1 protein-coding gene is annotated in these 771 nt (G+C 37.5%); it reads right to left on the bottom strand.

The annotated features are described in order from the left end of the window. Positions 1-24: 24 nt before the first annotated feature. The gene (locus tag CHI10_RS09380) at positions 25-660 is read right to left on the bottom strand and encodes an ABC transporter ATP-binding protein (protein ID WP_095244043.1); all 636 of its coding nucleotides are present in this window, start codon (positions 658-660) and stop codon (positions 25-27) included. Between the last annotated feature and the right edge of the window lie 111 nt (positions 661-771).

Below are 771 nucleotides of genomic sequence, written 5' to 3'. Positions count from 1 at the left end.
CATCTGAGTCTTGAAGTGGGGGTCTTACTGCCCGTTAGACTGCGATAAATATATTCTTTCTTCTGCGAATTGTTCATTGACTGTATTGGAGTGGGTTATCATGAGTAATGAAGCTTGTTTCTTTTTGATTTTACGTATAAAGTACTCCAAAATCATCATCTCAGTGTCTTCGTCAAGTGCAGAAGTCGGCTCATCCAGCAGATAAACATCTGCTTTAAGGAGCAGGATTCTTGCCAATGCCAGACGCTGTTTTTCCCCGCCTGAAAGAGTTCCTGCATCTTCATGAAGCTCCTTAGTCATCTGCATATTATGTATAGCCTGTTTAAGTATTTCATCATCACAAGGTTTCTTTCCGTTAAGCTTATAACCCATAATCAGGTTCTCTTTTATTGTGCCCGGAAAAATTAATGGAACCTGCGATAGCATGATTACTTTTCTCCTGTGCTGGACAGAGTCGATTTCTTTCAGCGAAGTGCCTTTATAAAAAATTTCACCTGAATCAGGGGTAATCATTTTGTTCAGGGTCTTCAAAAGAGTTGATTTTCCAGCACCGCTCTCTCCGGTGATACAGGTTACTTTATCTTTTTTTATGTCAAGATGATTCACATTTATAATGTTATTAACTCTTAATTCTCTAATGGAGAATAAATCTGTTGTCATATGCCGCTCCTTTTCCATTTTCCGTATACCCTCTAGCTTATCCCCTTAATCACAAAAGCTTGCTATGGTAATTAAAATATTCCATATAAAATATTTTCACCTATTAATGTT

The organism is Bacillus sp. 7894-2 (assembly GCF_002272225.1).
Lineage (GTDB): Bacteria > Bacillota > Bacilli > Bacillales > Cytobacillaceae > Cytobacillus.
This window is presented reverse-complemented; position numbering and strand designations above follow the sequence as displayed.

Coding starts and splice junctions, on each gene's coding strand:
- CHI10_RS09380 (WP_095244043.1), bottom strand. CDS start 660: ATGACAACAGATTTATTCTCCATTAGAGAATTAAGAGTTAATAACATT.